General features: G+C 64.5%; 30 protein-coding genes. 16 read left to right on the forward strand and 14 right to left on the reverse strand.

The features are described from left to right. Positions 1-172 precede the first annotated feature (172 nt). Positions 173-676 carry a hypothetical protein gene (locus QCE69_RS21520; RefSeq protein WP_309932884.1) on the forward strand — a complete coding sequence of 168 codons (504 nt, stop codon included), beginning with the start codon at positions 173-175 and terminating at the stop codon, positions 674-676. Positions 677-764: 88 nt separating this feature from the next. Beyond that, the gene (locus QCE69_RS21525) at positions 765-1,532 is read left to right on the forward strand and encodes an SDR family oxidoreductase (RefSeq protein WP_309932885.1); all 768 of its coding nucleotides are present in this window, start codon (positions 765-767) and stop codon (positions 1,530-1,532) included. A 3-nt stretch (positions 1,533-1,535) separates the two neighbouring features. Here QCE69_RS21525 and QCE69_RS21530 read toward each other — a convergent pair whose 3' ends face one another. After that, a complete protein-coding gene (locus QCE69_RS21530; protein WP_309818124.1) occupies positions 1,536-1,766 on the reverse strand; it encodes a hypothetical protein in 231 nt (76 codons plus the stop codon). Between the two features lie 263 nt (positions 1,767-2,029). On the opposite strand from QCE69_RS21530, the gene QCE69_RS21535 reads away from it, so the two are divergent. The 7 genes from QCE69_RS21535 (at position 2,030) to QCE69_RS21565 (ending at position 10,144) form a co-directional block, all read left to right on the forward strand. Continuing rightward, positions 2,030-4,015, forward strand: a complete 1,986-nt coding sequence (locus tag QCE69_RS21535) for a sigma-54-dependent Fis family transcriptional regulator (RefSeq protein ID WP_309932887.1) — start codon at positions 2,030-2,032, stop codon at positions 4,013-4,015. Positions 4,016-4,195: 180 nt separating this feature from the next. Beyond that, positions 4,196-5,260 carry an NAD(+)/NADH kinase gene (locus tag QCE69_RS21540; protein ID WP_309922963.1) on the forward strand — a complete coding sequence of 355 codons (1,065 nt, stop codon included), beginning with the start codon at positions 4,196-4,198 and terminating at the stop codon, positions 5,258-5,260. Positions 5,261-5,282: 22 nt separating this feature from the next. Beyond that, complete coding sequence (locus QCE69_RS21545; RefSeq protein ID WP_309818129.1) at positions 5,283-6,278, forward strand: thiamine pyrophosphate-dependent dehydrogenase E1 component subunit alpha; 996 nt, start codon at positions 5,283-5,285, stop codon at positions 6,276-6,278. Positions 6,279-6,296: 18 nt separating this feature from the next. Next, a complete protein-coding gene (locus QCE69_RS21550) occupies positions 6,297-7,313 on the forward strand; it encodes an alpha-ketoacid dehydrogenase subunit beta (RefSeq protein ID WP_309818131.1) in 1,017 nt (338 codons plus the stop codon). After that, complete coding sequence (locus tag QCE69_RS21555; RefSeq protein ID WP_309932889.1) at positions 7,313-8,437, forward strand: acetoin dehydrogenase dihydrolipoyllysine-residue acetyltransferase subunit; 1,125 nt, start codon at positions 7,313-7,315, stop codon at positions 8,435-8,437. The genes QCE69_RS21550 and QCE69_RS21555 overlap by 1 nt, the downstream gene beginning before the upstream one ends. A gap of 109 nt (positions 8,438-8,546) precedes the next feature. Further along, positions 8,547-9,296, forward strand: coding sequence for a lipoyl protein ligase domain-containing protein (locus QCE69_RS21560; protein WP_309932891.1), 750 nt, complete (start codon positions 8,547-8,549; stop codon positions 9,294-9,296). Between the two features lie 17 nt (positions 9,297-9,313). Continuing rightward, positions 9,314-10,144: a hypothetical protein gene (locus tag QCE69_RS21565; protein ID WP_309932894.1), complete on the forward strand. Its 831-nt coding sequence runs from the start codon at positions 9,314-9,316 to the stop codon at positions 10,142-10,144. An 18-nt stretch (positions 10,145-10,162) separates the two neighbouring features. Here the strand turns inward: QCE69_RS21565 and QCE69_RS21570 are convergent, their stop codons facing one another. The 3 genes from QCE69_RS21570 to QCE69_RS21580 form a co-directional block, all read right to left on the reverse strand. Continuing rightward, positions 10,163-10,690 (reverse strand): hypothetical protein, encoded by a 528-nt coding sequence (locus tag QCE69_RS21570; protein ID WP_309932895.1) that lies wholly within the window; start codon positions 10,688-10,690, stop codon positions 10,163-10,165. 51 nt (positions 10,691-10,741) lie between these two features. Continuing rightward, the gene (locus QCE69_RS21575; protein ID WP_309922975.1) at positions 10,742-11,101 is read right to left on the reverse strand and encodes a hypothetical protein; all 360 of its coding nucleotides are present in this window, start codon (positions 11,099-11,101) and stop codon (positions 10,742-10,744) included. A gap of 186 nt (positions 11,102-11,287) precedes the next feature. Beyond that, entirely contained in the window at positions 11,288-12,043 is a 756-nt protein-coding gene (locus QCE69_RS21580; protein WP_309932896.1) for a DeoR/GlpR family DNA-binding transcription regulator, read from the reverse strand. 79 nt (positions 12,044-12,122) lie between these two features. Between QCE69_RS21580 and QCE69_RS21585 the strand changes: the two genes are divergently transcribed. Next, the gene (locus QCE69_RS21585; protein ID WP_309922979.1) at positions 12,123-12,719 is read left to right on the forward strand and encodes an NUDIX domain-containing protein; all 597 of its coding nucleotides are present in this window, start codon (positions 12,123-12,125) and stop codon (positions 12,717-12,719) included. On the opposite strand, the gene modC is transcribed toward QCE69_RS21585, so the two are convergent. Genes modC through modA form a run of 3 tightly spaced genes read right to left on the reverse strand, consistent with a single transcriptional unit; the run spans position 12,708 to position 15,260 of the window. Next, a complete protein-coding gene (gene modC / locus QCE69_RS21590; RefSeq protein WP_309932897.1) occupies positions 12,708-13,811 on the reverse strand; it encodes a molybdenum ABC transporter ATP-binding protein in 1,104 nt (367 codons plus the stop codon). The genes QCE69_RS21585 and modC overlap by 12 nt on opposite strands. Continuing rightward, complete coding sequence (gene modB, locus QCE69_RS21595) at positions 13,804-14,484, reverse strand: molybdate ABC transporter permease subunit (protein WP_309922983.1); 681 nt, start codon at positions 14,482-14,484, stop codon at positions 13,804-13,806. The genes modC and modB overlap by 8 nt, the downstream gene beginning before the upstream one ends. A gap of 8 nt (positions 14,485-14,492) precedes the next feature. Continuing rightward, entirely contained in the window at positions 14,493-15,260 is a 768-nt protein-coding gene (gene modA / locus QCE69_RS21600; RefSeq protein WP_309818153.1) for a molybdate ABC transporter substrate-binding protein, read from the reverse strand. 318 nt (positions 15,261-15,578) lie between these two features. Here modA and QCE69_RS21605 point away from each other — a divergent pair, with 318 nt between their 5' ends. From QCE69_RS21605 to QCE69_RS21615, 3 genes are all read left to right on the forward strand, one after another. Beyond that, on the forward strand, positions 15,579-16,376 hold the full coding sequence (locus QCE69_RS21605; RefSeq protein ID WP_309932898.1) for an enoyl-CoA hydratase/isomerase family protein: 798 nt from the start codon (positions 15,579-15,581) through the stop codon (positions 16,374-16,376). A 15-nt stretch (positions 16,377-16,391) separates the two neighbouring features. Beyond that, on the forward strand, positions 16,392-17,060 hold the full coding sequence (locus tag QCE69_RS21610) for a glutathione S-transferase family protein (protein WP_309932900.1): 669 nt from the start codon (positions 16,392-16,394) through the stop codon (positions 17,058-17,060). 146 nt (positions 17,061-17,206) lie between these two features. Then, positions 17,207-17,362 carry a hypothetical protein gene (locus QCE69_RS21615; RefSeq protein WP_309932901.1) on the forward strand — a complete coding sequence of 52 codons (156 nt, stop codon included), beginning with the start codon at positions 17,207-17,209 and terminating at the stop codon, positions 17,360-17,362. A gap of 279 nt (positions 17,363-17,641) precedes the next feature. Here the strand turns inward: QCE69_RS21615 and QCE69_RS21620 are convergent, their stop codons facing one another. The 5 genes from QCE69_RS21620 to QCE69_RS21640 form a co-directional block, all read right to left on the reverse strand. Then, the gene (locus tag QCE69_RS21620; protein WP_309932903.1) at positions 17,642-17,914 is read right to left on the reverse strand and encodes a hypothetical protein; all 273 of its coding nucleotides are present in this window, start codon (positions 17,912-17,914) and stop codon (positions 17,642-17,644) included. A 67-nt stretch (positions 17,915-17,981) separates the two neighbouring features. Continuing rightward, a complete protein-coding gene (locus QCE69_RS21625; RefSeq protein WP_309932904.1) occupies positions 17,982-19,862 on the reverse strand; it encodes a hypothetical protein in 1,881 nt (626 codons plus the stop codon). Positions 19,863-20,423: 561 nt separating this feature from the next. Further along, the gene (locus QCE69_RS21630) at positions 20,424-20,699 is read right to left on the reverse strand and encodes a cytochrome c (protein WP_309934153.1); all 276 of its coding nucleotides are present in this window, start codon (positions 20,697-20,699) and stop codon (positions 20,424-20,426) included. A 38-nt stretch (positions 20,700-20,737) separates the two neighbouring features. After that, a complete protein-coding gene (locus tag QCE69_RS21635; RefSeq protein ID WP_309922994.1) occupies positions 20,738-22,006 on the reverse strand; it encodes a PQQ-dependent sugar dehydrogenase in 1,269 nt (422 codons plus the stop codon). A 225-nt stretch (positions 22,007-22,231) separates the two neighbouring features. Further along, positions 22,232-22,987, reverse strand: coding sequence for a hypothetical protein (locus QCE69_RS21640; RefSeq protein ID WP_309932906.1), 756 nt, complete (start codon positions 22,985-22,987; stop codon positions 22,232-22,234). A gap of 178 nt (positions 22,988-23,165) precedes the next feature. Here QCE69_RS21640 and QCE69_RS21645 point away from each other — a divergent pair, with 178 nt between their 5' ends. Then, a complete protein-coding gene (locus tag QCE69_RS21645; RefSeq protein ID WP_309932908.1) occupies positions 23,166-23,642 on the forward strand; it encodes a glycine zipper 2TM domain-containing protein in 477 nt (158 codons plus the stop codon). A 138-nt stretch (positions 23,643-23,780) separates the two neighbouring features. Here the strand turns inward: QCE69_RS21645 and QCE69_RS21650 are convergent, their stop codons facing one another. Next, on the reverse strand, positions 23,781-23,948 hold the full coding sequence (locus QCE69_RS21650) for a hypothetical protein (RefSeq protein WP_309922999.1): 168 nt from the start codon (positions 23,946-23,948) through the stop codon (positions 23,781-23,783). Positions 23,949-24,045: 97 nt separating this feature from the next. On the opposite strand from QCE69_RS21650, the gene QCE69_RS21655 reads away from it, so the two are divergent. Then, on the forward strand, positions 24,046-25,236 hold the full coding sequence (locus QCE69_RS21655; protein WP_309932910.1) for a polysaccharide pyruvyl transferase family protein: 1,191 nt from the start codon (positions 24,046-24,048) through the stop codon (positions 25,234-25,236). Between the two features lie 9 nt (positions 25,237-25,245). Here the strand turns inward: QCE69_RS21655 and QCE69_RS21660 are convergent, their stop codons facing one another. Beyond that, positions 25,246-26,118, reverse strand: coding sequence for a LysR family transcriptional regulator (locus QCE69_RS21660; RefSeq protein WP_309932912.1), 873 nt, complete (start codon positions 26,116-26,118; stop codon positions 25,246-25,248). Between the two features lie 103 nt (positions 26,119-26,221). Here QCE69_RS21660 and QCE69_RS21665 point away from each other — a divergent pair. Further along, a partial coding sequence (locus QCE69_RS21665; protein ID WP_309932914.1) for an MFS transporter occupies positions 26,222-26,716 on the forward strand: 495 nt, incomplete at its 3' end.

The raw sequence follows: 26,716 nt of genomic DNA on the forward strand, positions 1-26,716 counted from the left end.
TTAAGCGAAGCGCCCGACAAAGAATTCAAACCACCTACAAGAAGCCATGCCCCTTGCGGGAAGCATGCAGCGCTGCGCAACGTGCGAACCGATTCACTGGCTCGCTTATTGCATCGATGCGGATGCCCGTGCATCTGTGTTGGCCTACAAACCGACAGGTTTTATCGCTGCCATGAAAACCGCTCCTCTCGCAATGCTCACCGCATTCGCTGCCGTGGTCGGGGGACTGCTGCCCAGCCTGTGCGAAGCCACCCCGCTCGAAAGTCAGCTCGACTGCAAGTCCAGCGCGCACCGCTTCATTGCGCCGCTGGTCGCCGACAAATCCATTGACGCCCGGCCGATGCGCGTCGAATCCAACTCCGTCAACGCCTTCAAGCCGATGCAAGGCAGTCAGCTCACGGCTTACGGTTTCCGCGTCTATGCGGTGCTGGGCTACGAGCAGGGCGACGACATGTTCAAGCGCGGCAGCGGCCAGCCGATCAGCGAATCCTCCTATGGCGTCGTGGTCCTTGCGGCTGCGGAAACGGTCGAAGCGAAAGTGCGGGAGTCCGGCAGCACGGCCGTGGTGAAGCAGGTCGTGCCGATGCTGATGACCGCGATCTTCTGCGACGGACGCGACGCGCGCAACACGACGACGGCCGGCCCGGTCACGACGGAAGCCTCGCGTAATCGCTGAAGTCGCAGGAACCGCACGAACACGGCGATAATGTTCTCCCGAATTAAGCGCGCAGCTGTTGCGCGCCCAACAACAGGAGAACGCCGATATGTCCGACGCAGCCAATCAGTCTCAACGAATTGCCATCGTCACCGGAGCGGGTAGCGGAATTGGCCGGGCGGCGGCGTTGGCGCTCCTCGGCGACGGCTGGTCGGTGGTACTGGCGGGACGTCGGCCGGCGCCGCTGCAAGCGGTCATCGACGAAGCCGACGCAGCCGGTCGCGCGCTCGCCGTGCCGACGGACGTGTCGGATCCGGAATCCGTGGCGCAGTGCTTCAGGACCGCGGTCGAACATTTCGGCCGCGTCGACCTGCTGTTCAATAACGCCGGCGTGACGAACCCGCCCGGGCCGTTCGAGGACTGGACACCGGAGCAATGGCGGAATGTCGTCGACATCAATCTGAACGGCATGTTCTATTGCCTCCAGCAGGCGTTCCGCACGATGAAGGCGCAAACGCCGATGGGCGGCCGCATCATCAACAACGGTTCGATTTCCGCCAGCGCCCCGCGCCCGAATTCGGCCGCCTATACGGCGACGAAGCACGCGGTTCAAGGCCTGACGAAAACCGCCTCGCTCGATGGCCGCAAGTACGACATCGCGGTGGGTCAGATCGACGTCGGCAATGCGATGACGGAGCTTTCGGAGCGCATGTCGAAAGGCGTGCCGCAGGCGAACGGCGAGATCGCGGTGGAGGCGATGATGGACGTGAAGATCGTCGGCCAGTCGGTGCTTTACATGGCGAACCTGCCGCTCGAAGCCAACGTCCTGTTCCACACGGTGATGGCGACGAAGATGCCGTTCGTCGGCCGCGGCTGACCGTTACCCGACCCGATACCAGACGCGAATGCCTGAATACCAGTGGCTCACGCTGGTATCGTCGCCGGCGCCGAACGTCGAGAGGCTCTCGACGTTCAATACATCCACCGCGTTCTCCGCAATCCACTGATTCGCGCGCTCGACGAGCGCCGCGCCGTTCTCGTACACGTTGCCCTTGATGAGGTGATGCTGCACGACCTGTCGCTCGAAATCTTCGTAGGCGATCTTCGTCATCCTGAGTCTCCGTAGTGGTCCAGCTTGTTTCGACGTCATGCTGCGGCGCAGCGCTCCTGCCGCATGACGCGTCCTGCCGATTCGAGCATCATATGGCCTGAGACACGCTCGTGCGAATCGGTGAAATCCGCGTACGAGCGGCCCAGCACGACACACAGCACAGCACAGCACAACACAACACGACTGACCCGAGGCGATCAAAACGATAGCGCGCCGCGTGCGCCCACCAATGCCCGACGCTGGAGACACCAAGGAGAGCACGCATGGACATGCGGCAACGCGAGCACATCGAGGCAGTCGTCGCGGCCACCACGCGGACGCAATCGCTTGCGCCACAGCGCCTGCACGAAAGCATCATCGAATCGTCCTGGCGGCGTTGCGTGCATCAATACGGACTGGACCCGTCGCGCATGCAGGAGGCGCGCATCCTGCCGCAGACGCGGCTGCGCGAGCATCAGCAGCGCATCGACGACTTCGCCCGCATCGCCCGTCACGGTCTCGAGACGCTGTACGAGCAAGTCGCCGGCATGGGCTACGTCGTCTTGCTGACGGATGCGCTGGGCGTGACCGTCGATTACATCGGCGACGCCAATACCGATGCCGCATTGCGCCGCGCGGGCCTCTATCTCGGCGCGGAGTGGAGCGAAGCGGGCGCGGGCACCTGTGCGGTGGGCACCGCGCTGACCACCGGCCAGGCGCTGACCGTCCATCAGCTCGATCATTTCGACGCCACGCACATTCCGCTCACCTGCACGGCGGCGCCGCTCTACGATTCGCGCGGCGCGCTTTCCGCGATCCTCGATATCTCCGCGCTCGTTTCGCCGCAGGCGCGCGACAGTCAGAACCTCGCGCTGCAACTCGTGCGCATCTACGCGGGGCATATCGAGAACGCCAACTTCCTGCGCACGCATCGGCAGGACTGGATCCTGAAGCTGAACGCGTCGCCGGAATTCGTCGACGTCGATCCTGAATACCTGATTGCGCTCGATGCGGGCGGACGCATCGTCGGCCATAACCGGCGCGCGCATACGATGCTGGCGGCGGAAATCGGCCGGCCGGTCGCGCCGGGCGAACCGGCGGCGTCGCTCATCGGCGTGCCGTTCGACACGCTCTTCGACGCGCGTCTCGAAGAGCTCGGCCGCTTCGTCTATTCACGGCCGAGCGAACTGCGCGCGGTGCCGCTCGCGAAATCCGGCGCGTTCCTTTACCTGAGCGTGATGCCGCCCGCGCCGTGCATCGCGCCGGCGACGAGCGCCAACCGGCCGCGCACGGTGGACGTGCCCGCGCCGCTTGCGGCGCTATGCGGCGGCGATGCCGCCTTGACGCGTCAGCTGGAACGCGCGGCCAAACTCGCCGATGCGCCGATCAACCTGCTCGTCAACGGCGAAACCGGCAGCGGCAAGGAGTTCTTCGCGAAGGCGCTGCATCGTGCGAGCGCGCGCCGCGCGGGTCCGTTCGTCGCGGTGAATTGCGCGGCGATTCCGGAGACGCTGATCGAAAGCGAACTGTTCGGCCATCTGCCGAACAGCTTTTCCGGAGCGGGCGCGAAGGCGAAGCGCGGGCTGATCCAGGAAGCCGATGGCGGCACGCTGTTCCTCGATGAAATCGGCGACATGCCGCGCGAACTGCAATCGCGTCTGTTGCGCGTGCTGGCGGAGGGCGAGGTGCTGGCGATCGGCGCATCGCGGCCCGTGTCCGTCGATGTGCGCGTGATCTCGGCGACGCATCAGTCGCTCGACGCGCTCATGCAGGACGGACGTTTCCGCGAAGACCTGTATTACCGGTTGAACGGCGCGCGCTTCACGTTGCCGCCGCTGCGCGAGCGCACCGACCTCGACTGGCTGATCCGCAGGTTTCTCGAAGAAGGCGACGACACCGCGCGCCCCACGGTGACGCTCTCAGCCGGCGCGCGTGAGCGGCTGCATCGGCATGACTGGCCGGGGAATCTGCGCGAATTGTGCAATGCGCTGCGCTATGCGCGGGCGGTGTGTTCGAACGGCGTGATCGAGATCGACGACCTGCCGGAAGGCCTGAGCCACGTCGCGATGCCGGATGACGCGCCGCGCGCCGTCGAGGCGTTCGATCCGCATCGCCTGCCGCCCGAAGGCATGCTGCTGATGCAGTATCTGCGCGCGGCGAGCTGGAATCTGAGCGCGGTTGCGCGACAGATCGGCGTGAGCCGCATGACGCTGTACCGGCGCATGGCGCGCTATGGCATCCAGTCGCCCAATCAGCGCGACGGCCACTGAACGCGCGATACGCCTGTCCACCGTGAGACACCTGCCGCTGTGACACCTGTCACGGCGGCGCCCGTTACACCCGCGATTTCCGCGGGTATTCCCGCGCTTTTTCCCCGCTGAACGGCTCCGTTCGATTGGCATAACGCTTGCCTTTATCCGCCGCACAAAACACAGAACGGAGACACAGGCATGCGTGCAAACGCAACGCCGCTCGTCGGCATCATCGCCAATCCGGTTTCGGCGCGGGACATCCGGCGCGTCATCGCCAACGCCAATAGTCTGCAACTCGCCGACCGCGTGAACATCGTGTTGCGGCTGCTCTCCTCGCTGGCGGCGAGCGGCGTGCCGCGCGTGCTGATGATGCCCGACCGCGAAGGCCTCAAGGTCATGCTCCAACGGCATCTCGCGCGCAAGCAAGGTCCGGATGCCGGACTCGCGGCTGTCGAGTTCCTCGACATGCCCGTCACCGCGCGCGTCGACGACACCTTCCGCGCCGCGCGCATGATGCGCGAAGCGGGCGTCGATGCGCTGCTCGTGCTCGGCGGCGACGGCACCCATCGCGCGGTCGTGCGCGAGTGCGGAGAAGTGCCGCTCGCCGGGTTGTCGACCGGGACGAACAACGCCTATCCGGAAATGCGCGAGCCCACCATCTCCGGTCTCGCGACCGGCCTTTATGCCAGCGCGCGCGTGCCCGCCAACGAAGCGCTGGCGTCGAACAAACGGCTCGACATCGAGATTCGCGCGCGCGACGGCAGCGTGCGCCACGACATCGCGCTGGTCGACGCCGTGATCTCGCACGAGCACTTCATCGGCGCGCGGGCGCTGTGGAAGATCGAGACGCTCGCCGCCGTCTATGTGTCCTATGCCGATCCGCAGGCGATCGGCATGTCGGCTATCGCGGGCCTGCTCGAACCGCTCGGCCGTCACGATCGCGGCGGCCTCGCGGTGCAACTCGCCGCGCCCGGCGAAGGCGAGTTCGATCTGTGCGCGCCGATCGCGCCCGGGCTGATGGAGTCCGTGCCGATTGCAAGCTGGACGCGTCTCGCCGATGGCGTGCCGCATCGCGTGCGACAGCGCACCGGCATCGTCGCGCTCGACGGCGAACGCGAGCTGGCCTTCGGTCCCGATGACGAAGTGACCGTCACGCTCAGGGAGAACGCTTTTCGCAGTATCGACGTGGCCGCGTGCATGCGTTACGCGGCGGCGTCCGGGCTGATGCGCCAGCCCATGCGCAGCACCGGCACGATTCGCTAGACCCACCCCAAAGGAGACAGAGATGACAGCAACGCAGCATGCGGGCGGCTTGCCGCTCTCGAAGGACGAACTGTTGAGCGTCTATCGCAAGATGCGCACGATCCGCGATTTCGAGGAGCGTCTGCACGTCGATTTCGGCCGCGGCGACATTCCCGGCTTCGTGCATCTGTATGCGGGCGAGGAAGCTGCGGGCGTCGGCATCATGAGCCATCTGAACGACGGCGACCGCATCGCCAGCACGCATCGCGGACACGGGCACTGCATTGCGAAGGGCGTGGACCCGGTCGCGATGATGAAGGAGATCTACGGCAAGAAGGGCGGTTCGTGCAACGGCAAGGGCGGCTCGATGCACATCGCGGATCTGTCGAAGGGGATGATGGGCGCGAACGGCATTCTCGGCGCGGGCGCGCCGCTGATCTGCGGCGCGGCGCTCGCGGCGAAGTTCCGCGGCAAGGGCGAGGTCGGCATCACCTTCGCGGGCGATGGCGCGTCGAACCAGGGCACTTTCCTCGAAAGCCTGAATCTCGCGGCCGTGTGGAATCTGCCAGTGATCTTCGTGATCGAGAACAACGGCTATGCGGAATCGACGGCGCGCGACTACGGCACGGCCGTGGACAGCTACGTGGACCGCGCGGCGGGCTTCGGCATTCCCGGCGTGACGGTGGACGGCACCGATTTCTTCGCGGTCCATGAAGCGGCGGGCGAAGTGATCCGGCGCGCGCGCGAAGGCGGCGGCCCGGCGTTGCTCGAATGCAAGATGATCCGCTTCTATGGCCATTTCGAAGGCGATGCGCAGACCTATCGCGCGCCGGGCGAGCTCGACGAGATCCGCTCGAACCGCGACTGCCTGAAGAAGTTCGCGCAGGCCGTGACGCAGGCCGATGTGATCCAGCCGGCGGAACTCGACGCGATCGACAAGGAAGTCGCCGCGCTGATCGACCGCGCGGTGCAGGAAGCGAAGGACGCGCCGTTGCCGACCGCCGCCGATCTGCTCACCGATGTCTACGTCAAATATTGATTCCTGGAGACGACAATCATGGCCCGCAAACTGAGCATGAAGATGGCGATCAACGAAGCGCTCGATCAGGAAATGCAGCGCGATCCGAGTGTGATCGTGCTGGGTGAGGATATCGTCGGCGGCGCCGGCGCGGATGGCGAGAAGGACGCGTGGGGCGGCGTGCTCGGCGTGACGAAGGGACTCTATGCGAAACACGGCGACCGCCTGCTCGACACGCCGCTGTCCGAGTCCGCTTACGTGGGCGCGGCGATCGGCGCGGCGGCGTGCGGCATGCGTCCGGTCGCCGAACTGATGTTCATCGACTTCATGGGCGTGTGCTTCGACCAGATCTTCAATCAGGCCGCCAAGTTCCGCTACATGTTCGGCGGCAAGGCGGAAACGCCTGTCGTGATTCGCGCGATGGTCGGCGCGGGATTCCGTGCGGCGGCCCAGCACAGCCAGATGCTGACATCGCTGTTCACGCATATTCCGGGGCTCAAGGTCGTGTGCCCGTCGACGCCTTATGACACCAAGGGACTGCTGATCCAGGCGATCCGCGACAACGATCCGGTCATCTTCTGCGAGCACAAGAATCTCTACGGCTTCGAAGGCGAAGTGCCCGAGAACTCGTACGCGATTCCGTTCGGCGAAGCCAACGTGGTGCGCGACGGCAAGGACGTGTCCATCGTCACCTACGGACTGATGGTGCATCGCGCGCTCGAAGCCGCCGCGACGCTCGCAAAGGAAGGCATCGAGGCGGAAGTGGTGGATCTGCGCACGCTGTCGCCGCTCGATATCGACACCGTGCTGGAAACGGTGGAGAACACCGGGCGGCTGGTCGTCGTCGATGAAGCGAATCCGCGCTGCAACATTGCCACGGATATTTCCGCGCAGGTCGCGCAGCAGGCGTTCGGCGCATTGAAGGCGGGCATCGAGATGGTGTGCGCGCCGCATACGCCGGTGCCGTTCTCGCCGACGCTCGAGGATCTCTACATTCCGAACGCCGCGCAGATCGCCGACGCCGCCCGAAAAACCATGAAGGGAGGAAAGCACTGATGGCCGCAATCACACCGATCGTCATGCCCAAGTGGGGCCTGTCGATGAAGGAAGGCACGGTCAACGAATGGCTCGTGGAGGAGGGCACGGAGATCACCGTCGGCATGCCGATTCTCGATGTCGAAACCGACAAGATCGCCAACGCGGTCGAGGCCCCGGACGCCGGTTTGCTGCGGCGGCGGGTGGCGTCGGCGGGCGATACGCTGCCGGTGAAGGCGCTGCTCGGCGTGCTCGCGCCCGCCGACGTCAGCTACGCCGATATCGACGCGTACGTGTCCTCGTACGTGACGCCCGCCGATGACGAGGAAGAGGGCGAGGAAGTGTCGGCCTATCATTTCGTCGATGTCGACGGCATCCGCGTGCGCTATGCCTCGCGTGGCGGCGACGATGCGAGCCGGCCGGCGGTGCTGTTCATCCACGGCTTCGGCGGCGATCTCGACAACTGGCTCTTCAATCTCGATGCGCTCGCCGACAAGAACCGCGTGTTCGCGCTCGATCTGCCGGGCCACGGGCAATCGACGCCGAAGGTGCCGGGCACGACGCTCGCGGACCTCGCGGGGTTCGTCGGCAAGTTCATGGACGCGGTGCAACTCGACCGCGCGCATCTCGTCGGCCATTCGATGGGCGGCGGCATCGCGGCGCAGATGGCGGTGGATCAGCCGGAGCGGGTGGAATCGGTGGCGCTGATTTCGTCGTCCGGTTTCGGCGATGAGATCAACAACGCCTACACCGAAGGCTTCGTCACGGCCGAGTCGCGGCGCGAACTGAGACCGGTGGTCGAGTTGCTGTTCGCGAATCCGGAACTGGTGAGCCGCCAGATGCTCGACGACCTGCTGAAATACAAGCGGCTCGATGGCGTCAGCGAAGCGCTGACGTCGCTCAATGCCGGCTTGTTCGCGAACGGCAGGCAGGCGGCGCAGCCCGGCGGCAAGCTGGCGTCGGCGGGCAAGCCGGTGCTGGTGATCTGGGGCGAGCGGGACCAGATCATTCCCGCCGCGCACGCGAAGAACGCACCGGAAGGCGCGACCGTCCGCGTGTTCGAGGACGCCGGACACATGAGCCAGATGGAGAAGGCCAACGAAGTGAACGCGTTGTTGAAGGAGCATGTCGGCAAGCGCGGCTGACGCGCCCGCCCCGCCGGAGCAGGCTGCCGGCGGGGCGGCGCCGTGTCGCGCGGTTATTGGCTACCATGCCGGGATGGCGTCGCTCGCGGCGCATTCCGAGATCGATTCCATGTCCTTCGAACTGATCGATTCCACCGGCGCTGCTTCTTCCGACGATCCGCTGCACGCCGAAGAAGCGCTGCTCGCGCGCGCGGCCGCGGGCGACGCCGTCGCGCATGTGTGGGAGGCGCCCGTTTCGCTGATCGTGCCGCGCAGTTATCAGCGCTATCCGGCGCTCGCCGATGCGCGCGAGGCTTTTGCCCGGCGCGGCTGTCCCGTGTGGCTGCGCCTGTCGGGCGGCGGACTGGTGCCGCAGGGACCGGGCATTCTCAACCTGAGTCTCGCGTATCCGGTGCGCTTGCCGATGGGTGCGCTCTCCGAAGGCATATACGAACACCTGTGCCGCCTGCTCGCCGACGCGCTCACGCCGCTCGGCGTGCTGACGCACTGGCAGGCCGTGGAAGGGTCGTTCTGCGACGGCCGCTTCAATCTCGCGTGGGGCCCCGGCGACGATGCGCGCAAGATCGCCGGCACCGCGCAATACTGGCGCCGCGTGCCGCAAAGCAGTCACGACACGCCGCTCTATGCCGTGCTGGCTCACGCCGTTCTGCTGGTCGACGCCGATCCGATCGAGATCAACGCGCGCGCCAACGCGTTCGAGGCGATGATCGAGAGCCGGCGGCATTACGAAGACATGAAGATCGTGACCGTGGCGCAGGCGCTCGCTTACGAATGTTTTTCGATTCCCGTGGATCTGCGCCAGCGTGTGCGCGCCGCGCTGATCCAGCGCGTGAAGGACGCTTCCCCGCCAGCGCAGTAAGACGCATCGAGGTGGCCATGCCGCTCAGACGTGTTTCGAACGGGTTCTTCTTCGCGCTATGGGTCGCCGTCTGCGCCGCCGCGCCCGAATTCCTGTGGCAAGGGTTGTTCTCGCTCTTCGGCCATTTTTCGCTGACCGATGCCGCCGCCGCGCTGCTGATCGGCGCAATCCTGGCCTTTTTCGTCGAGCCCGTGCTGGAGAGGCTGCGCAGTCTCGGCGACGAGCCGAAGCACGCGGAGAAATCGCCGGCATTCGCCGCGTGCGAGGCGCTCGGCTTTGCGGTCGTCGCGGTGTGCGTGCACGAGGCGATCACCGTGTATGTCGCGGCGAGTCACGGCAACGCGCAGGCGGGGGAGAACCTGGCCAAGGCCGTCGCGCAGGCCGTGCAATGGGCAGTAACGCCGTTCTTCATCACCGTCGCGTGGCTGGTCGCGCGCGGGCCGTCGTGGTTCGCGTGGCCGGTGGCGGCAATCGCGGTGGTGGTCAGCGGGATCGTGGGCGTGGTGTGCGGATGGGATATGCACGTGCTCGTGACGAGCCTCATCCCGGCGATCTTCGTGTTGATCGCAGGGTGCGTCATCGTGCGGGAGCAATGGGACGCGACCACCTTCCGACGCTGCGCGCGGGCGACCGGCGTGATCGCCGTCACCTGGCTCGTGTTGAGCGGCGTGCTGCAACTCGTGCTGTGGCTTGCGCACGTGCAGGCGTTTCGGGTCTACGACTGGCTGGAGTTCTGGAGCGACGCGCGGTTCTACGTCGGCTGGGTGACGGGGCTGCTGGTCGCGCCGGGTTTTGTGCCCGACACGCCGCTCAGTGCCGGCGGCAAGGGCTGGCGCTGGCGGCGGTGAAACGGGATGGTCGACAGTCTAGTAAGACCCCGGCGGCGGCTGCCATCCCGGCGGGGGCGGCGGCGGAGGTGGCGTGGTGTAGGCCGCGCCCGCAGGCTGCTGTTGCTGGATCGTGCTGATGGCGCCGCGCACGGGAACCCGGTCGCCCGCTGCATACATGCATTGCAGATAGGAATAGTCGTAGCGTTGCTGCACGTTGTAGCCGGATGTCTGCGATGCTCCCAGGCCGAAGGCGCTGCCCGTCAGCAGACCCGCACCGGCGCCGATGGCCGCGCCCCCGCCGCCGCCGAACGCCGCGCCCGCCGCCGCGCCGATCGCGGTGCCGACAACTGCGCTGCCTACCGCGCTGGTGGTCGCCGCCTGATTGGCGTCCACGCCGCCGGTTTGCTGGAGCGCGAACTGACGGCACGAGGCGTCATCGGCGCGGAACTGGTCGAAGGTCTTGTTGCTGCCCGGCAGCGCCATCACGCTGGGACCGGTGGGCATCACGGTGCAGGCCGAAAGGCCGAGTGCCGCGGAGAGCAGGGCGAGCCTGGTGATGTTCATGGATGCTTGCAGATTCCTGAGATTGACGATGTCAGCAGCACGTGCGCCGCATCAGTTCGCAGATGACGGCGTGGCCGGAACCGGATGCCACGGTGCGGAGCAGCGCTTGACGTAGGGGTAGTACGCCTTCGCCGGGTCGCAGTAGTACCACATGCCGGGCTGCTGGGCGGGCGCGCCCGGATCGGCGGCTGGCTGGCCCTGTTCGACATACTGCACCGGTGCGGGAGGCGCGACCGGCGCAACGTAGACGGGCGGCGGCGGATAGTAGTAATACGGCGCGGGCGCCACCGGGTACGGGTAATAAGCGGGACCGCCAATCCACACGCCGACGCGGCCCCACGCATGAGCATTGGCGGCAACGCCGGCACTCGCCACGAGCGACAACGCGATAAAAGCCTTGAGGCGATTCACGACCTTCTCCAGGAAAAATGTTCGCTGATCTGCCAGGTACAACGGATATCGACGTCTGGCTGTTGACCGCGTGCAGCGCATCTTTCTACGCTATTCCCTTTATCGCGAAAACTCAATTACACGGCCACGAACGTATTTTTCGGCTTGTTACGCTGTAACGCGGCCGAGAAACAATGCCCTGCGATATCAGGCGCGCAGCACGGTGACGCCGGCCTGTTCGATGGGTTCCGTCAGCTTCGCTTCAGCCGCGCTTTCCACGATGAGGGTCTGCGCAAGCTCGATGCCGCCGATCCGGTAAGCCGATGCCGCGTTCAATTTCGCCGCCGACGCCAGCACCACCGTTTCCGCCGCTCGCGCCGCGAGCGCGCGCTTGATGTGGGCTTCCTCGAAATCTCCGGTCGTGAGGCCGGCCGTGGGATGGACGCCGGTGACGCCCATGAAGTAGAGGTCGGCGTGAATATGCGACATGGCTTCGACAGCCGCCGCGCCGACGGTGACGATGGAATGCTTGTAAAGCCTGCCGCCGATCAACAAGACTTCCACCGCCGGATGTTCGGCGAGCGCCACCGCGACGCTCGGGCTATGCGTGACGATGGTTGCGTTGAGCGTGTCCGGAAGCTGGCGCACGAGCAGCGCGGAGGTCGTGCCGCCGTCGATGATGACGACCTGTCCCGGCGCGATCATCTCCGCGGCCCGGCGCGCGATGCGCCGTTTGGCATCGGACTCCATGTTCTCCCGCCGTGCGAACGACGCAACGGCCGGCGACGCCGGCAGCGCGCCGCCGTGTACGCGCTGCAGCAGTCCTTCCGTGGCGAGTTCGCGCAAGTCGCGCCGCACGGTGTCTTCGGAGACGCCGAAGCTCGCGCTCAGTTCGGTGGCGAGCACCTGGCCGTCGCGTTTCAGGGCGTCGAGAATGGCTTTCTTGCGTTGGCTGGTCAACATCGGTTGCGTGAATTTTCTTGATATTGCACGAAACTGCACGATACCATGCGCTGACTCAATCGTCGAATGGGAGAGCCGAATGGAAGCAATCGAAACGAAAGACCGCGTCCGCATCGTGAATACCGCTGTCCTGTCGGACGACTGGTATGTGCTCAGGAAAGTCACCTTCGATTTCCTGCGCCGCGACGGCACGTGGCAGCGCCAGAACCGCGAAACCTACGATCGCGGCAACGGCGCCACGATTCTTCTGCACGACCCCCAGACCGGCAACGTGCTGCTGACGCGCCAGTTCCGCATGCCCGCGTTCGTCAACGGACACGACGGCATGCTGATCGAGACGCCGGGCGGGCTGCTCGACGATGCATCTCCGGAAGAGCGCATCCGCGCCGAAGTGGAGGAGGAGACGGGCTATCGCGTGCGGCACGTCGAAAAGGTCTTCGAGGCGTTCATGAGCCCGGGATCGGTGACCGAGAAGCTGTACTTCTATCTCGGCGACTACGACAGTTCGATGCGCGTGTCGGCGGGCGGCGGCGTCGAGGAAGAGGGCGAGGAAATCGAGACGATCGAGGTGCCGTTGGCGCAGGCGCTGGAGATGATCGCGAGCGGCGAAATCATGGATGGCAAGACCATCATGCTGGTGCAATACGCGGCGCTGAACGCGCGTTCAGGCAAGTAGCGATACCGCCTTCACCTGCGCCCACACGCGCATGCCCGTGACGATACCCAGCCGGTCCAGCGAATAGCGCGTCACGCGCGCGAGCAGCGGCGAGCCGTCCACATCGAGACGCACGACGGCCTGCGAGGGATGCGCGTCGTCCGCGATGCCGAAGACCGTCGCGGGCAGCACGTTCAGCACGCTGCTGCGCGACTCGTCGTGCGGGCCGGTGACGAGGCTTACGTCGCGCGCCTTTACGGTGATGCGCATCGGCTTGCCGTCGGGCAGCGGCGCATGCACCACGGTCAGCTTCGCGGTTGAAGCCGGCAGCGCGATCGTCAGCAGGCCATATGCGCTGTCATGACCGGCGACGACGCCTTCGAGCACGACCGATGCGTCATCGGCGAGCGCGAGCGGCAAGTCCAGGCGCGCGAGCGTTTGCGCAATCGGTCCGCTCGCCACCGCGCGTCCCGCTTCCAGCAGCACGAGATGATCGGCGAGCCGCGCCACTTCTTCCGGCGCGTGACTGACGTAGAGCATCGGGATATCGAGCTCGTCGTGCAGACGTTCGAGATACGGCAGGATTTCGAGCTTGCGCTTCTGGTCGAGCGACGCGAGCGGTTCGTCGAGCAGCAGCAGGCGCGGACTCGTCAGCAACGCGCGCGCGATGCCCACGCGCTGGCGTTCGCCGCCCGACAATCCCGACGGCATCCGTTCCAGCAAATGCCCGATGCCCAGCAGTTCGGCTGCCTGCGCGAGATCGACGCGCCGTTCGGCCGGTTTCACCCGATCAAGTCCATAACGCAGATTCTTCGTTACGCTCAGATGCGGAAAGAGGCTCGCTTCCTGGAATATGTAGCCAAGCGGACGCTTGTGGGTGGGCAGGAAAACATTGCGATCGGTGTCGAGCCAGACTTCGCCGTTGACGACCAGCTTGCCCGTGCGCGGACGCGCCAGTCCCGCGAGACAGCGCAGCAAGGTGGTCTTGCCGGAGCCGGAATGGCCGAAGATCGCGGTGACGCCGCGGCCGGGCAGTGCGAGATCGAGGTCGAGCGTGAAGCCGCTCTGTTCAACGAGAAAGCGCGCCTCGATGGCGGAAGTGAGTTCAGACATGCGCCGCGAAGGACCGTCGGCCGAAATAGAGCAGCAGAAGAACGACGAACGAGAATACCACCATGCCGCCCGCCAGCCAGTTCGCCTGGGCGTACTCGAGCGCTTCGACGTGGTCGAAGATCTGCACGGACACCACGCGCGTCTGCCCCGGAATGTTGCCGCCGATCATCAGCACGACGCCGAATTCGCCGACCGTATGCGCGAAGCCGAGGATCGTCGCCGTGACGATGCCCGGACGCGCGAGCGGCAACGCCACCGTGAAGAAGCTGTCCCACGGGCCGGCGCGCAGGGTCGCGGCGGCTTCGAGCGGCCGGCGGCCCATGGCTTCGAACGCGTTCTGCAGCGGCTGCACGACGAAGGGCAGCGAATAGATCACCGAGCCGACCACCAGCCCCGCGAACGTGAACGGCAGCAAGCCGATGCCGAGCGCCTGCGTCAGCTTGCCGACCGTGCCGTGCGGGCCCATCACCAGCAGCAGATAGAAGCCGATGACCGTCGGCGGCAACACCAGCGGCAGCGCCACCACGGCGGCCACGATGCCCTTCAGCCGCGAGCGCGTTCGCGTGAGCCACCACGCGATCGGCGTGCCGACGACGAGCAGCAGCGCCGTCGTCAGCGACGCCAGTTCGAGCGTCAGCGTGATGGCCTGGAGGTCGCTGCTGTCGAGCGGCATCGGCGGAATTACAGCTGGTAGCCGAAGGACTTGATCACTTCAGCGGCCTTCGGTCCCTTCAGGTATTCGATGAACTGCTTCGCGACCGGATTGTCCTTGCCCTTCTCGAGGATCACGGCGTCCTGCTTGATCGGCTCATGCAGATTCGCGGGCACGATCCACGCCGAGCCGCTGGTGATCTTGCCGTTCTTGTAGATCTGCGACAGCGCGACGAAACCCAGTTCCGCGTTGCCGCTCGCAACGAACTGCTGCGTCTGCGAAATGTTCTGACCTTCGACGACCTTCGGCTTGAGTTCGGCCGTCAGGCCGAGCTTGTCGAGCGTCTGATAGGCAGCGAGGCCGTAGGGCGCGGCCTTCGGATTGGCAATCGCGATGTGCGTGAAGGCGTTCTTCTTCAGCACGTCGCCCTTGTCGTCCACGTAGCCGTCTTTCGCGGACCACAGCGCGAGCGCGCCCGTCGCATAGGTGAAACGGCTGCCGGGCACAGTCGCGCCTTCGGTTTCGAGCTTGGCGGGCGTGGAGTCGTCGGCGGCGAGGAACACTTCGAAGGGCGCGCCGTTCTTGATCTGCGCATAGAACTGACCCGTCGCGCCGAACGACGCCACCACCTTGTTGCCCGTATCCTTTTCGAAGTCCGCGGCGATGGCCTGCACCGGCGCCGTGAAGTTGGCCGCGACCGCGACCTTCACTTCACCCGCCAGCGCTGACGTAGCAGCGATACCGGCAGCGAGCGGAACGAACGCACCAATGAGGGCGCGGAGAATTCGAATCTTCACGTGAGACTCCTTGAATCGAGTTGAAATTCTGGTTATGGATCGACTGTGGACGGCGCGTGCAAGGCCGCGAAGCGTGTGGCCGCGTGGTTCGGCGAGCACCGTAATATATACGACTATATTGCGTAGGCGCATGTTGGCTTCATGACATGACGCGCATGGGTGCCGGCGCATGCCCGATGTCGCGCCGCTTTGTGAGTGTCGCTCAAAGATATGAGTTGACCGTTTCAACTGTTTTGGCCGACACTGAATCAGGTGCAACGAAAGCAACCCGGTAAAAATTGAGCAAAGCTCAATTCAAGCGAAGCAGGGAGACGAGATATGACCGATGCAGCGAATCTTCAGCGTCTGAAGCTGGGAGTCGAAGGACACGTGGCGCGTGTGACACTGGATCGCCCGGACGTGCGCAATGCCTTCGATGACGCCACCATCGTCGAACTGACGGCGGCCTTCCGCGCGCTCGGCGACGATCCGAACGTGCGCGTCATCGTGCTCGCGGCGAATGGTCCGGCCTTCTGCGCGGGCGCCGATCTCAACTGGATGAAGCGCATGGCAGGCTATTCGGAGGCGGAAAATCGCGCCGATGCACTGGGCCTCGCCACCATGCTCAACACGGTCTACGCGTGCCCAAAGCCCGTCATCGCGCGCGTACAGGGCGATGCCTACGCCGGCGGCATGGGACTCGTCGCGGTGTGCGATATCGCGATTGCGGCGAGCACGGCGCAGTTCTGCCTTTCGGAAGCCAGGCTCGGCCTGATGCCCGCGACCATCGCGCCGTACGTGATCCGTGCGATGGGCGCGCGCGCGGCGCATCGCTACTTCGTGACGGCGGAGCGCTTCGACGCCGCCGAAGCACTGCGGCTCGGGTTCGTGCATGAAGCGGTCGAAGCCGAACAACTCGATGCTCGCGTCGAGGCCATTGCGTCAGCCATCGTCGCGAACAGCCCGAACGCCGTGCGCGAATGCAAGCAACTCGTCACCGATCTCGCGGGCACGGAGATCGACGACGCGCTGATCGGCGAGACGGCCGAACGCATCGCGCGCATCCGCGCATCCGACGAAGGACGCGAAGGCGTGCGCAGCTTCCTGGAGAAGCGCAAGCCGTCGTGGCTGGGCTGAACCGATGGAGCGCACATGATCAAGCTGCATCATTGCGTGAGCGCGCGGTCGTTCCGGCCGCTGTGGGCGCTGGAAGAAATCGGCGTGCCCTACGAACTGAAGATGTTGCCGTTTCCGCCGCGCGTGCTGGCGCGCGCATTTATGGAAGTGAATCCGCTCGGCACGATTCCGGCGCTCGAAGACGAGGGCGTTTTCATGACCGAGTCGGCGGCGATCTGCCAGTATCTGGCCGCGCGTCATTCGCCTGGCGTGCTGGATGTCGCTTCGCATGAGCGCGACTTCGGCCGCTATCTCAACTTCCTGCATTTCGGTGAGGCCACGCTGACGTTTCCCCAGACGCTCGTCTTGCGCTATACGCATCTGGAGCCGCCGGAGCGCAGGCAGCCGCAGATCGTCGAGGATTACGCGCGCTGGTTCCACGCGCGCCTTCGCACGCTGGCGCCGTTGCTGGAAAAGCAGCCCTGGCTGTGCGCCGGGCGTTTCACGGCCGCCGATATCTCCGTGGGTTACGCGCTGATGCTGGCCGAGCTCATCGGCTTGAGCGAGCGCTTTGCGCCGCCCATCGCGGACTACTGGAAGCGTTTGAGCGAACGCGAAGGCTTTGTCCGCGCGCTGCGCGCGCAGGAAGCCGCCGCGCAGGCTCAGGACGTATCGACCGTTGCGTCGCCGAAGCTTCGCCCGTAAACCCTCCTTCAAGTCCCCTCGTCCGTGGGGTCGTGCGCCGCGCCCCATGACCGTACTCTTCACATCACGCGCTGACCTGCAAGCGCGGATTCGAAGAGACTCATCTGACGAGGTGCGCAATGGCCGCTTTCTTCTGGTTACTGTCGATGATCGTCGCGCTCGTCGCGGCGGCCACCATCGCGACGGCATTGCCGCGCTCCGCCTCCGACGAATTGAACGCCTTTACGCCGCAATCGCTTTTCAGCATGGAGGCGAAGCGGATCGACGCGATGCTTGCGTCGTGTCTGCCTGCCGCTGACTGAGTCCGGCGCGTGCACGGGGCGCGTTTGCCGGGCGTCGCTCGTAAGTAGTTTGGAATCAACGGGTTGAGGAAGTAATAACAACGATATCCAACGAGTTGTCCACCCGATCTGTGGATAAGCCGCGACCGGGGCCAGTCGCGGTGCAGGAACCCCAAAACCGCCGTGAAGGACGCGCTGGGGAGACCAACAAGCAACTATCAAGAATCGAGGCCGAAGAGCCTGGGAGTTTCCAAGCCGCCTCGGCAGCCTGTTGGGTGCCGAGGCAGGCGCTTTTTGCGATCAGCGCTGAAGCACCGAACTGCCGTACTTGGCTACCAGCGCGCTTTTGAAATCGGCGGCGGCCTGATCGGCGAGTCTGGACTTGGCCTCTTCGGAACGCTCTTCTGCGGACGGGTTCGGGATGACGGCTTCCCTGACCTGGCCTGTCGAGGTTTGCGGCTGGATCGGGACCGCAGCCTGGCTCGGCGCCGATTGATGGGCGTTCCTGATCACAAAGACAGCAACCGCCAATAGACAGGCGATTGAAACAAGAGCGAAAAGTCTGTAGCGCATCGAAAACCTTCTTCGAGAAAGCGGCCTCGACAACGAGTGTTGATCGAGGCCACGGATTTCATGGAAATCAGTTTGCGGAATAGAACGCGTCAAGTTGCGCCTTCATCGCGGTTCCAACGGAAGGCGTCGAATAAAGCATGTGTCCGGAAGCGAAATTCTGGAACGTTACTCGTTGCAGAAGCGCCTGACCTTGTGTATCGGCGAAGTTCTGCGCATACGTCAGCGTGGTGGAGTAAAAGGGCGTGACTGAATCGAAATAGCCATTCCCCTGATATACACGGAGGTTCGGCTTGATCGTCATTGCGGAGCGGAGATCCTTGATGGCATCGGAAGTCTCCTCGGAATAGGTGATCTGACTATCAGGCTGTACGTGAGTCCAATCCCACAGAGGAAAGATGGCGCTGTTCGAAAGGCTTGTGGTATTAAGCGCATTCGGGTTGTATCCGCCCAGCGTATTAAGGTTGGACCAACTCCAGCTGACGATTGGGTCGATCATCCGAATGGTCGGATCGTCGTTGCCAAACTGGGTCTGATCAGGTGCCGTTGTCGACGTGACGCGGCCATCGTACTGGCCGAGATACACGATCTGACCGAGACTATTGTGATACGCGGAACCCGTCACAGCGCTCCTGGCGCTGGATGTTGATGAGACCATCGACGGGTCGATTCCCGCATACGCTGCGACACTGGACTTGATGTTATCGGGATACGTGAGATTCGTACGCGTCGAATGAGCGAGGTTGAGCTGGGCAATCAGATTTTGATAGTCAGAGATGGCTCCAGCCACATTGACTGGCGCCTTGTTTTGCAATGCGACGATCTGATTCGCAAGCTCCGCCGTATTCAGAACGCCGTTCGTCGAAAAAGCGCCGGAAGTCATGTTGGCTAGCAGGGATTGCTGGGCGGTGGTAAGGTTTACCCAATTAATCACGCCCAGATCGACGCCAAGCAGAGAATAAAAGTACGAGAGAACCTGCGGCAGACGAGTCGCCGTTTCGAATGGCAGAATCGTTGAATTCGCATAGGCCTCGACTTGAGCGAGATAATCCGTAAGCGAGGGTGGCGATGCGGGATTGACCCCGAGTGCCGACCAGTTGACCCTGTTATTGGCATAGGCGTCGGCCGCCAGGGTCGGAAGCATGCCGGTCATGGAGAAGAGAGCGTTCGTTCCACTCAGAATGGCACTGAGAAGCACAACACCTTTCAGATCGATCTGAGGGTACTGATTCACGAGAATGTTTGCGGTAATCGCGGAGCGAGCTGTTCCGTATGATTCCCCCATCAGATAAACCGGTGCATTCGTTCTGCCGGTCGCAGTCAGATAAGAGCTGATAAATGCCGCGATGGATCTGCCGTCGACATCGGAATTCCAGAAATTCTGATTTTGTGCAGGCGCAATGGCTGTCGAATAGGTGGTTCCTACTGGGTCGATGAATACCAGATCCGTGTCATTGATGATGCTGTTCGGGTTGTTGTCGTACCAGTTATTTGCCACCGAAAAAGGACCGGTGCTCTGATTCGGCATGGTCAGAACCGGTGCTTGAGGCGCATACGCTGACTGAAGATAAGCAAAGGCACTGCCGGGGCCGCCATTATAAACAAACGTCACTGGGCGATTGGCGGGAATGCTTGGGCCGGACTGCGTATAGGCGCGATACGCCATGGCCGCCGAAATGTTGTTGGTCTTGCCTGCCACCGTAACAAGCTGATGACCGGTCGTCATCGCGTAGCTGATGGTTTTCGAATTGTCCGCGGACGTCCACGAATAATTATTGGTGACAGCGGGCACGCCACTATAAGCAGACAGATTATCGAATGCCCCGCCGCCGTAAAACCAGGGATCGTTCTCGACATTCAACACGGGTACGCTGCCACTGGCAGTCAGATTGAGCGTAATCAGACCGAATAGCGATGCAGCTTTTATGATTTGAGGAAGCAGGTTCTTCATTGGTTTCCAAAACTCCTGAGCAATGCCGAGAGTGAATTACATGCCGACATGACTTGTGGTCACCGTATTTACGGATTATGCGGCAAGACGTTTTGCGCAAGCAGAAGTGTCTGTCACGCGCATGACAAGCATAAAGACGGAACTTTTTCTTCCGCAAGCGGAGTTTCAGCGTGCGTTGAACGGCGTATGCGCAAATGTGGAGTTCGATCGGGAAATACGAGACTCGATTTTCGAATTACCGAACGATCGATATCATTGCTCTTGACCGTCCGGCGTACATCTCATCCCTGAAACCATGAAATGCTTAACTATCTCAATATGTCAAATCGTTCGATTTTGCGGAATGAGTGTTTCGCGAGGGGATCGCGTGGATCTGGATCAAGGCGCCGAGGCGATGTACGAGGCCCCGACGCGCAGGCCAAAGCAGGCGAAAAAAAAGCCCGCTTCAGTGAGCGGGCTTGAATCCACATCGGTTGAGACATGGAGGAGACAGGGGTAAGTATAAACCCTTAAGTACTCACGTCAACCCCCAAGCGAGAAAAATTTCGGCGGAAGCGGCCGTCAGGGCTTTCCGAGACTGTGGTAATAGGCCGCGAGATTGGCCACGTCCGCGTCGGACAAGGGCTTGGCCATCATCGTCATCATCTCGTTCTTGCGCTCGCCTGACCGAAAGTCATTGAGCGCCTTCACGAGATAATCCTCGGTCTGGCCCGCGAGGTTCGGCGCCTCGGGCAGCTTCGACATGCCGTCGATCCCATGGCACGCCGCGCACTGCGCCGCCTTCGCGCGTCCCGCCTTGATGTCGCCAGCGGCGAACGACGGATGCGAAAGCGCCATCAGTACGCCTGCCAGCAACGCGGCCCTCGGCGCCCGGTTCACTTCGCACCCGTGTAGGAGATGCGGTAGATCGCGCCCGCATAGTCGTCCGACACGAGCAGCGAGCCGTCCTGCAGCGTTTGCACGTCGACCGGACGGCCCATGTACTCGCCGCTCGGCGTGAGCCAGCCTTCCGCGAAGACTTCCGCCTCGCCCGCCGTGCCGTCGTCCTTGATCGGAACGAACATGATGCGCGCGCCGATCGGCTTGGTGCGGTTCCACGAACCGTGCTCGGCATCGAAGATGCCGCCCTGGTACTTCTGCGGGAACATCTTGCCGTTGTAGAACGACATGCCGAGGTCGGCGGCATGCGCCGCGAACTCGACCTGCGGAAACACGACGCCCGCCGGCGGATTCTGATCCTTGTACTCCACCGTGCGGACCTTGCCGCCGCCATACCACGGGAAACCGAAGGTTTCGCCCGCCTTGGTCGCGTGATTGAGTTCGCCGGGCGGAATGTCGTCGCCCATGCCATCGACCTGGTTGTCCGTGAACCAGAGCGTCTTGTCCTTCGGGTTGAAGTCGAGACCGACCGAATTCCGCACGCCATGCGCATAGGTTTCGCGGTTCTTGCCGTCCTGATCCAGGCGGATGATGCCGGCCAGTCCGTTGCGGTCGAGGTCGGCGAGCTTGTCCTTCGGCGGCACGTTCCACGGCTGGCCGAGCGCGATGTACAGCTTCTTGTCAGGGCCCACGCGGCAGTAGCGGGCGCCGTGATTGAAGCTTTCGAACTGCGTCGGGATGAGCTTGCCTTGCGGGACGACCACCGCCGCCGCGACGTCCGGTCCGCCTTCGCCGAAGAACTGCGCCGCGGGAAAGCCAAGCACCCGGTTCTGCTCGACCACGTAAAGCACGCCGTCGGGCGAGAAACACACGCCGTTGGGCACCTTGAACGTCACCGATGACGCGAACTGGGCGACATCGCTGGCCACGCGCTGGTGCGTCCGGTCAGTGACCTGCCACACGCGGTTCTTGCGCGTGCCGACGAACACAACGCCCGTCGACGGCTCGATCGCCATCGCGCGCGCTTCCGGCACCACCGCGTACAGCTCGATCTTGAAGCCGGGCGGCAGCTTGATCTGTTCGAGGTTCTTGCGCAGCGCGTCGGCGGTCTGGCCGGACTGGGGAATGGTTTCCGCCGGCGCCGACGTGCCGGTCTGACGGAAATTGGACAGCGCATTGACGTTGTCCTGCGCCGCGTGCGCGAGCGGCAGGCAGGCAAACAGGGCGGCGACGGCGGACGGCACGAGCTTGAGCGTTGCGTTCATCGGGTTGTCTCCTGGATGTTGTCGATCGGCTTCGGCGTCCTGCGCCATCGGCCGGATCCATGCAAAGCGAAAACAGCTTTTGGATGGTGCCTTGAACATCACGACTACTCTCGGCGGAGCGCGCAGCCTGGAAGCAACTGGACGCGAACGCCACGACGCTGCCTGCGGTGAAACTCACTGCTGAAACCCATCGCTCGTTCGAACGGTGAGCGACGCCTGCGGCCTCTATTTCCGGCCGTCGAAGAGAAACACGTCCGAGCGGTCCGGGCTCGGCAACGCGACCAGCAGCCGCGCGCCGTCGAGAATCGCATTGCCGGTCACGGTGGCGTCCGGCAACGGGCAGGGCGCGGGGCCGAAGGTCACCGAGACGTCATAGGCATTCGCGCCCTCATGGGGTGCGGTCGTGCCTCGGAAGATGCAGCCGCTGGTGGTCGTGCCGGCGAGATAGCCGTCGCCGGCGACGGTGATGCGGGTCTGCGTCGCTCCGCCGAGCGACATGCCGCGCCCGCTGTAGAGGCCGCCCGCGTTGGCGCGGGTCGGGGCGACATCGAGGATCGGTATGGCGCGCGCCGCGTAGACAAGGCTTGCGCTGCCGTCACGGTTCACTACGTTGCCGTTGACCGAGGGCGCATGCGCGAAATCCGCGTTGAAGGTGACGGGCGACGCCGCCTGCGTGCCCAGCCGATAGTCGAACGCGGAGGAACTGGTGAAACGTCCGTCGCTGGTCTGGGTGCCGTGCGCGGCCACCGCGACGCCGGCGAGACCCGTGCCGCCCGCGCCGCCGTAGAAAAGATACGCGGTGCCGTCGAAGAGCATCAGGAGCGTGGCCTCGGCGGCGCTGCCCGCCAGCGAGCCCTTGTAGACGCCGCCGGAGGAGAAGGTGGTGGTGACGGTGCCGGGCGGCGGCGGCGCGGCGCTGTCGGTGGAGCAGGCGGCGAGGGCCGCTGCGCAAAGCACGAGGGGAATCGCGGTTCTTTTCATTAAAGACTCCGGTCGCGGGCAATGAGTGTCCTGTATAAGCGCTTCAATCAAGCAGGTCAAGCGCGGCGCGTGGCCTCATTTGCAACTCATTCAGCGTCCTTAGGATATCTTCCATGGCACCGGGGCTTCACGACACGGGCCGATCCCAACAAGACATTGCCTGAGTGAGGAGTGAGAAATGAACAAGTCGACTATCGCAGTGTGTGCAATGGCGCTGGTGTGCACCGTGGGGATGAGCGGTTGCGCCTCGATGGGCAGTTCCGCCGATATCTACGACAGCATGCAGACCCAGCGCGAACAGACAGTGCGGATGGCGACCGTGGAAAGCGTGCGCGGCGTGACCATCGACAATAACGATGGCCACACGGGCTTGCTCGGCGCGCTCGGCGGCGGCGCGCTCGGCGCGGTGGCGGGCAGCGCGATCGGCGAAGGGCACGGGTCGCTGCTGGCGGGGGTGATCGGCGGCATTGCGGGCGCGGTCGCGGGCGACAAGGTCGAGAACCGCGTGGAACAGGAGAAGGGGCTGGAAATCACCGTGCGTCTGGATAACGGCGAGCTGCGCGCGATCACGCAGGCGGCCGATGGCCAGACGTTCTATGCCGGAGAACGGGTCCGGCTGTTGTCGAGCGGCGGGATCACGCGCGTGACGAGCTGACGCCGGCTGGAGCGGGCGAATGAGAAAAGCCAGGCGGGGCGTCGGTGAGACGCTCCGCCTGGCTTTTTGCGTCATTCGTGCGCGACGGTGTTCGTGGGGGAGTCGGCAGGCAGCGCCATCGTGTATGAAGCGAGCGCTTCAGTATGCACCGGCCATCGGCAGGAGCAGCCAGGGCAGCAGGTCTTCGTAGCGCATCGCATCCGCCGGAGGGAAAGTGTCGCGCGTCGTTTCATCGGGCTGGACTTCGCGATTCGACGGTTCGGCGAGCAAGGATCCCGCGGCGACGGCTGTCGGTTCGATCTTCATGATTCCCTCTGTCATGCAACGTGTGAGGGCAGTGTGCGTGTCGAGAGTTAGGCGTACGTGAGCGCCTGGCATCCGGGATGCTCCCATCGACAGGACCATGAAACGAGCCATTCTGTTCGGCGCCTTCGATCGTCACAACGCCGGCGACATGCTGTTCGCCCATGTCGTCGCGCGGCTGCTGACGCAGCGCATGCCCGCGATGGAACTCGTGTTCGCCGGACTCGCACAGCGCGATCTGCGTGACTGCGGCGGTCACAGCGTGACGGCGCTCGCCGAGGTAGCCGCGCGCTGGCGCGACGAGCCCGTGACCGTGATTCACGCCGGCGGCGAGCTGCTCACCTGCGACGCCTGGCAGGCCGCCGTCATGCTGACGGAGGCGGGCGACACGCAGCGCTGCATCGCGCGCTTCGAAGCGCGGGACGACGAGCGTCGCGCGTGGGTGCGCTCCATGCTCGGCATCGATGCTTGCGCGCCCTACGTGGTCGGGCGCGAGACGTTTTCGCACGCCGCGTCGATCGTCTGCAATGCAGTCGGCGGCGTGAAGCTCGATGCGCTCGCGCCCGCCCTGCGCGTTGAAGTGCTCGACAAGCTCCGCAGCGCCGATGCGCTCGCCGTGCGCGACGCGCAGACGCAAGCCGCCTTGCGCCAGGCGGGCATCGAGGCGCGCCTCATTCCGGATCCGGTTTCGTTGCTCGCGGCGCTGTTTGACGAGCGCATTCAGGCGCACGCGAAGCGCGGCGAGGTGGCCGCGCTGCGGGTCGCGTTGCCGCAGGGTTATCTCACCGCGCAGTTCAGCACGGATTTCGGCGACGACGCCACGCTGGCCCGCATCGCCCGGCAACTGGACCGGCTGGCCGAGGCGTGCGGCAGGGGCATCGTGTTGTTCCGCGCGGGCGCGGCGCCTTGGCACGACGATCTCGCGGTCTATGAGCGGACCGTCCGCCATATGAACTGCCGGACGGTGAAAATCTTCGCGTCGCTGGATGTGTGGGATATCTGCGCGCTGATCGCGCTGAGCGAAGGCTACGCGGGCAGCAGCCTGCATGGCCGCATCATCGCGATGGCGTATGGCTTGCCGCGCATGAACATCCGTCACGGAGAAGCCGAAAAGCAGCGCGCGTACGCGTCCGCGTGGGACGAAGCCAACGTGGGCGTCGAGCCTGTCGAAGACCTGTGCGACGCGATGCTGGAAGCCCTGAAGTCCGACCGCGAGGCCCTCGCCCAACACGCGGCGACCCTCGCGCGAGCCTACCAACAGGCGTTCGACGACCTCATGCCGCGCTTCTGAAGCAAGCCGCTACGGCTGAGCGGTGAAGTCCAGATACGCCTTGACGGCGGGCGCCCGTTCAAAGCGCCTGTACATCATCGCGACTTCGGAAGGTACCGGCTTGCCCGCGATCTCCCGATACTCGACTCCCGGCACCACCATGCATTGCGCCAGCGAGCGCGGCACGACCGCGACGTCGCCGCCGAGCGACACGTGCGCGAGCACGGCCGCGAGCGTACCCGGCTGGGCGACGACGCGTGCCGTGAAGCGTCCGCGCCGCGCCACGTCGAGCGTGCCGGACTCCTGTTCCGGCACGACGAACGACTGATCCTTCAGCTGCGCGGGCGCAATGACGGAAAAGGCGGCGAGCGGCGAATCGGCGGGCAGGGCGACGAGGAAGGTATCGCGATGCACCGTGCGCAGATCCACGCCTTCGGGCCAGGGCACGGGCGGGCGCACATAGGCGACGTCGATGCGTCCTTCGAGCAGCAGCGCGCCCGCCTCGCGCATGACGATCTCCTCGATGCCGATCTCCACGAGCGGAAAGCGCTCGCGAAACCCGCGCACGGCGGCGGGCAGCACGCCTGCGTAGACGGCCGAGCCCACGTACCCGACGACGATCCGCCCCAGTTCGCCGCGTTCCGCGAGCGCGGCCCGTTCGGCGCCGCGCGCGAGATGCGCCAGCGCACTCTCGGCTTCGCCGAGATAAGCCTCGCCGGCGGCCGTCAGCGCGACCGAACGCTTGGTGCGGTGAAACAGCCTCGCGCCGAGCAGGCGCTCGGCTTCCTGGATCTGCTTGGTGAGCGCGGGCGGCGCGATGCCGAGTTCCTCGGCGGCGCGCGCAAAGTGCAGATGCCGGGCAACACTCAGGAAACAGCGCACGTGACGCAATTCGACAGCCATGTTTCTATTTAACAATTCAGTAATTAAGTCGAGATTCTATGTCAATGACAGGAAACACTGCCGCCTTTAGCATCGTCGGGAATCTGGCCTCACTGCACCGTCCATGTCCGACACGATCCGTAATCCCCGTTTCGTCCTGCTGACCGCATCGGCGACCTGTGCGCTCATTACGCTCGATACCAACGTCGTCGCGGTGGCGCTGCCTTCCATCGCGCGCGATTTCCACGCCGGTTTCGCCGACATCGAATGGGTCGTGAGCGCCTATATGGTCGCGTTCGCCGCCTGCCTGCTGCCGGCCGGCGCGCTGGCCGACCGCGTCGGCCGCAAGACCATGCTGATTGCCGGGCTGGGCGTCTTCATGCTCGCGTCGCTTGGCTGCGGGCTCGCGCCCTCGGCGGCGGCGCTGAATCTCGCCCGCGCGGCGAAGGGCGTCGGCGCCGCGATGCTGCTGACCTCGGCGCTCGCGATCATCGCCAACACGTTCCACGAAGGCGCGGCGCGCGCCCGCGCCTGGGCCGTGTGGGGCACCTGCATGGGCGTGTCGACGACGATTGCACCCCGCGTCGGCGACACGCCCCAGCCTGTCTCGTATAAACAA

Source organism: Caballeronia sp. LZ032 (assembly GCF_031451315.1).
In the GTDB taxonomy this organism is placed as follows: Bacteria; Pseudomonadota; Gammaproteobacteria; order Burkholderiales; family Burkholderiaceae; genus Caballeronia.

Coding starts and splice junctions, on each gene's coding strand:
- QCE69_RS21610 (WP_309932900.1), top strand. CDS start 16,392: ATGATCAAGCTGCATCATTGCGTGAGCGCGCGGTCGTTCCGGCCGCTG.
- QCE69_RS21585 (WP_309922979.1), top strand. CDS start 12,123: ATGGAAGCAATCGAAACGAAAGACCGCGTCCGCATCGTGAATACCGCT.
- QCE69_RS21640 (WP_309932906.1), bottom strand. CDS start 22,987: ATGAAAAGAACCGCGATTCCCCTCGTGCTTTGCGCAGCGGCCCTCGCC.
- QCE69_RS21660 (WP_309932912.1), bottom strand. CDS start 26,118: ATGGCTGTCGAATTGCGTCACGTGCGCTGTTTCCTGAGTGTTGCCCGG.
- QCE69_RS21625 (WP_309932904.1), bottom strand. CDS start 19,862: ATGAAGAACCTGCTTCCTCAAATCATAAAAGCTGCATCGCTATTCGGT.
- QCE69_RS21545 (WP_309818129.1), top strand. CDS start 5,283: ATGACAGCAACGCAGCATGCGGGCGGCTTGCCGCTCTCGAAGGACGAA.
- QCE69_RS21645 (WP_309932908.1), top strand. CDS start 23,166: ATGAACAAGTCGACTATCGCAGTGTGTGCAATGGCGCTGGTGTGCACC.
- QCE69_RS21520 (WP_309932884.1), top strand. CDS start 173: ATGAAAACCGCTCCTCTCGCAATGCTCACCGCATTCGCTGCCGTGGTC.
- QCE69_RS21555 (WP_309932889.1), top strand. CDS start 7,313: ATGGCCGCAATCACACCGATCGTCATGCCCAAGTGGGGCCTGTCGATG.
- QCE69_RS21605 (WP_309932898.1), top strand. CDS start 15,579: ATGACCGATGCAGCGAATCTTCAGCGTCTGAAGCTGGGAGTCGAAGGA.
- QCE69_RS21655 (WP_309932910.1), top strand. CDS start 24,046: ATGAAACGAGCCATTCTGTTCGGCGCCTTCGATCGTCACAACGCCGGC.
- QCE69_RS21560 (WP_309932891.1), top strand. CDS start 8,547: ATGTCCTTCGAACTGATCGATTCCACCGGCGCTGCTTCTTCCGACGAT.
- QCE69_RS21540 (WP_309922963.1), top strand. CDS start 4,196: ATGCGTGCAAACGCAACGCCGCTCGTCGGCATCATCGCCAATCCGGTT.
- QCE69_RS21570 (WP_309932895.1), bottom strand. CDS start 10,690: ATGAACATCACCAGGCTCGCCCTGCTCTCCGCGGCACTCGGCCTTTCG.
- QCE69_RS21530 (WP_309818124.1), bottom strand. CDS start 1,766: ATGACGAAGATCGCCTACGAAGATTTCGAGCGACAGGTCGTGCAGCAT.
- modC (WP_309932897.1), bottom strand. CDS start 13,811: ATGTCTGAACTCACTTCCGCCATCGAGGCGCGCTTTCTCGTTGAACAG.
- QCE69_RS21580 (WP_309932896.1), bottom strand. CDS start 12,043: ATGTTGACCAGCCAACGCAAGAAAGCCATTCTCGACGCCCTGAAACGC.
- QCE69_RS21635 (WP_309922994.1), bottom strand. CDS start 22,006: ATGAACGCAACGCTCAAGCTCGTGCCGTCCGCCGTCGCCGCCCTGTTT.
- QCE69_RS21650 (WP_309922999.1), bottom strand. CDS start 23,948: ATGAAGATCGAACCGACAGCCGTCGCCGCGGGATCCTTGCTCGCCGAA.
- QCE69_RS21535 (WP_309932887.1), top strand. CDS start 2,030: ATGGACATGCGGCAACGCGAGCACATCGAGGCAGTCGTCGCGGCCACC.
- QCE69_RS21630 (WP_309934153.1), bottom strand. CDS start 20,699: ATGGCGCTTTCGCATCCGTCGTTCGCCGCTGGCGACATCAAGGCGGGA.
- QCE69_RS21525 (WP_309932885.1), top strand. CDS start 765: ATGTCCGACGCAGCCAATCAGTCTCAACGAATTGCCATCGTCACCGGA.
- QCE69_RS21620 (WP_309932903.1), bottom strand. CDS start 17,914: ATGCGCTACAGACTTTTCGCTCTTGTTTCAATCGCCTGTCTATTGGCG.
- QCE69_RS21565 (WP_309932894.1), top strand. CDS start 9,314: ATGCCGCTCAGACGTGTTTCGAACGGGTTCTTCTTCGCGCTATGGGTC.
- QCE69_RS21615 (WP_309932901.1), top strand. CDS start 17,207: ATGATCGTCGCGCTCGTCGCGGCGGCCACCATCGCGACGGCATTGCCG.
- modB (WP_309922983.1), bottom strand. CDS start 14,484: ATGCCGCTCGACAGCAGCGACCTCCAGGCCATCACGCTGACGCTCGAA.
- QCE69_RS21550 (WP_309818131.1), top strand. CDS start 6,297: ATGGCCCGCAAACTGAGCATGAAGATGGCGATCAACGAAGCGCTCGAT.